Genomic DNA, 3,380 nt, shown 5'->3' on the forward strand with positions numbered 1-3,380 from the left:
GCCGAGGAGGGCGCCTCCGGGGCCGTCCGCGGACCGAACGACGGCGTGCCCGCCGCGGCCCTCGCCACGCTGCCCGGCCCCCTCCCGCAGGCGCTCGTCGACGCCGCCGACCCGGACGTCCACCCCGGCCGCCCGGCGGACCGGCTGCACGGCGGGCGCGGCGACGGCCGCCCGGTGGCCGAGTCGGACCGGCTCGCGTTCTGGGAGGCGGCCGGCCGACGTCTGAGCTGGGAGCGGCCCTTCACCCGGACGCGCTCCCTCACCGCCCCGGACCCGGCCGCCGAGCGCGGCCCGGAGATCCGCTGGTACGAGGACGGCACCCTGAACGTGGCCGTGAACTGCGTGGACCGGCACGTGGCGGCGGGGCGCGGGGAGAAGGTCGCCCTGTACTTCGAGGGCGAGCCCGGCGACCGCCGCGCCGTCACCTACGCACAGCTGCAGCGCGAGGTCGCCCAGGCCGCGAACGCCCTCGAGGAGCTGGGCATCGAGGCGGGCGACCGCGTCGTCGTGTACCTGCCCGTGCTCGTCGAGACGATCGTCATCACGCTGGCGTGCGCGCGGATCGGCGCCGTGCACTCGCTCGTGTTCGGTGGGTTCTCGGCGGAGGCGCTGCGGTTCCGCGTCGAGGACACGGGCGCCAAGCTGCTCGTCACCACCGACGGCCAGTTCCGCCGCGGTGCCGCCGTCCCCGTGAAGGCCAACGCGGACGAGGCCGTGTCCGGGGACAACGCGATCGAGCACGTCCTCGTCCTGGACCGCACGGGCCACCGGGACATCCCGTGGACCGAGGGCCGGGACCTGTGGTGGCACGACGTCGTGGACCGCCAGCCGGACACCCACACCCCGCGCGCCTTCGACGCGGAGCACCCGCTGTTCATCATGTACACCTCCGGCACCACGGGACAGCCCAAGGGGCTCGTGCACACCTCCGGCGGGTACCTCGCCGCGGCCTCGTGGACGCACGACTTCCTGTTCTCCCACCCGGACCCGGCACGGCGCGACGACGACGTCCACTGGTGCACCGCGGACCTGGCCTGGGTCACCGCGCACACCTACGAGATCTACGGTCCGCTCTCGAACGGGGTCACGCAGGTGATCTACGAGGGCGTGCCGAACGCCCCGCACCCGGGCCGGCACTTCGAGGTGATCGAGCGCTACCGGGTGACGAGCTACTACACGGCGCCCACCCTGATCCGCTCGCTCAAGGGCTGGCATCCGGACGGGATCCCGGCGCACGCGGACGGCGGCCCGGACCTGTCCTCGATCCGTCTGATCGGCACCGTGGGCGAGTCCGTGAACCCGGAGGCCTGGACGTGGGCGCGGACCCAGATCGGCCGGGACACCCCGGACCTGCCGATGGTGGACACGTGGTGGCAGTCCGAGACGGGCGCCACCGTGCTCTCCCCGCGCCCCACGGACACGGCCTTCAAGCCGGGCTGCGGCTCCCGGCCCCTGCCGGGGGTGGACGTGGCCGTGGTCGACGACGACGGCGCCCCCACGCCCGAGGGCCTGCAGGGTCGGATCGTGGTCACCCGCACCTCGCCGTCGATGGCCCGGACCGTGTGGCAGAACCCGGCCCGCTACTTCCACTCGTACTGGGAGGACTACGCGGACCAGGGCGAGGCGGGCTGGTTCCTCGCCGGCGACGGCGCCAAGCGGGACGAGGACGGCGACGTCTGGATCCTCGGGCGCGTGGACGACGTCATCAACATCTCCGGGCACCGGCTGAGCACCATCGAGATCGAGTCCGCCCTCGTGGCGCACCCGGAGGTGATCGAGGCGGGGGTGTGCCCCGTGCCGCACGAGACCACCGGGCACGCCGCCGTCGCCTTCGTGGTGGCGCACGAGAGCTGGCTGGCCGGCGATGACGGCCCCGGCGCCTCCGCCGCCGACCGCGCCGAGGAGCTGCGGCGGCACGTGGGGCGGGTGATCGGGCCGGTGGCCAAGCCCGCCGAGGTGGTCTTCGTCCCCGACGTGCCCAAGACCCGTTCGGGCAAGATCATGCGGCGGCTGCTGACGCAGCTGCACCAGGGCACCGCGCTCGGGGACACCACGAGCCTGCAGAACGAGCCGTGCGTCGGGCAGATCGCCGAGGTGCTCCGGGCCGGCCGCCGCGCTCAGGACGCCGGCACCGGCGCCGTCCGCAGCGCCAGCTCGGCCAGCACCTGAGCGGCCCGCGGCACCACGGCGTCGTCGAACACGGCCTGCGGGGAGTGGTTGACCGGGGCCTCGTCCGGGTCCACGCCCTCCGGGACGGCCCCGAGCAGGACGTAGGCGCCGGGCACGCGCTGGAGGACCTCGGAGAAGTCCTCGCTGCCGGGCTCGGGCTCGGGCAGCTCCCGGTAGGCGTCGGCCCCGTAGAGGTCCTCCACGGTTCGGCGGACGAAGGCCACCGCGTCCGCGTCGTTGGCCGTCACCGGGAACGCGCTGTCCGTCCGGACCTGTGCGCTCATGCCGTGCGCCGCGGCGATCCCGTGCACCATGCGCTCCACGGCCGAGAGCAGCCGGGCGCGGGCGGGCGCGGAGAAGGTCCGCAGGGTGAGGGCGAGGGTGGCGCTGTCCGGGATGATGTTGGCCGCCGTGCCCGCGCTCAGGCGTCCGACGGTCGCGACCACCGGGTCGAAGGCGTCGAACTGCCGGGTGACCACGGACTGCAATGCCAGCACCATCTCGGCGGCCACGGGCACGGGATCCTGGGCCAGGTGCGGCACGGAGCCGTGCCCGCCCCGGCCGTGCACCGTCACCACCAGGTCGTCGCAGCCGGCCTGGATCGCCCCCGGGCGGCTGAGCAGGACGCCGCGCGGGTACGTGCCCGAGGAGACATGGATCGCGTAGGCGGCGTCCACCGGTCGCCCGGCCGCCTCCAGCAGCCCCTCCTGGATCATGTGCAGGGCCCCGCCGCCGGTCTCCTCCCCGGGCTGGAACATGGCCACCACGTCGGCGGTGAGCTCCCCGCGACGGCGCACCAGCCAGGCCAGCGCGCCGTAGAGGCCGGCGGTGTGCAGGTCGTGGCCGCAGGCGTGCATGGTGCCCGGCACGGAGGGGGCGTACTCCAGCCCGGTCTCCTCCGTGACGGGCAGGGCGTCCATGTCCCCCCGCAGCAGCACGACCGGCCGCCGGGCCCCCTCCGGCAGCGGGGCCCCGCCGCGCAGCACCACGACGACGGAACTCAGCGCCCGGCCCACGCCCGTCTCCAGCGCGGGGCGGCCGGTGGCGGCATCCTCCCCCGCCTCAGCACGCAGGGCCTCGAGCCGCTCGAGGACGGCGGCCTGGGTGCGGGGCAGGTGCAGGTCCAGCTCCGGATGCCCGTGGAGGAGGCGGCGGAAGGCGATCGCCTCCCGGGCGATGTCCTCCGGCAGGTCCGGGGCGAGGGCGTTCAC

Annotated in this window: 2 protein-coding genes; one reads left to right on the forward strand and one right to left on the reverse strand. The window is 75.1% G+C overall.

Annotation, left to right across the window (positions count from 1 at the left end; translation table 11 throughout):
- Window positions 1-2,169, forward strand: a 2,169-nt coding sequence (acs, locus tag J1M37_RS06435) for an acetate--CoA ligase (RefSeq protein ID WP_241246456.1), incomplete at its 5' end; no start/stop codon positions are given.
- Here acs and J1M37_RS06440 read toward each other — a convergent pair.
- On the reverse strand, window positions 2,118-3,380 hold the full coding sequence (locus J1M37_RS06440; RefSeq protein WP_206452346.1) for an amidohydrolase: 1,263 nt from the start codon (window positions 3,378-3,380) through the stop codon (window positions 2,118-2,120). The two genes, acs and J1M37_RS06440, sit on opposite strands and share 52 nt — an antisense overlap.

The sequence above is a fragment of the Micrococcus sp. KRD012 genome, assembly GCF_017168555.1.
GTDB lineage: Bacteria > Actinomycetota > Actinomycetes > Actinomycetales > Micrococcaceae > Micrococcus > Micrococcus luteus.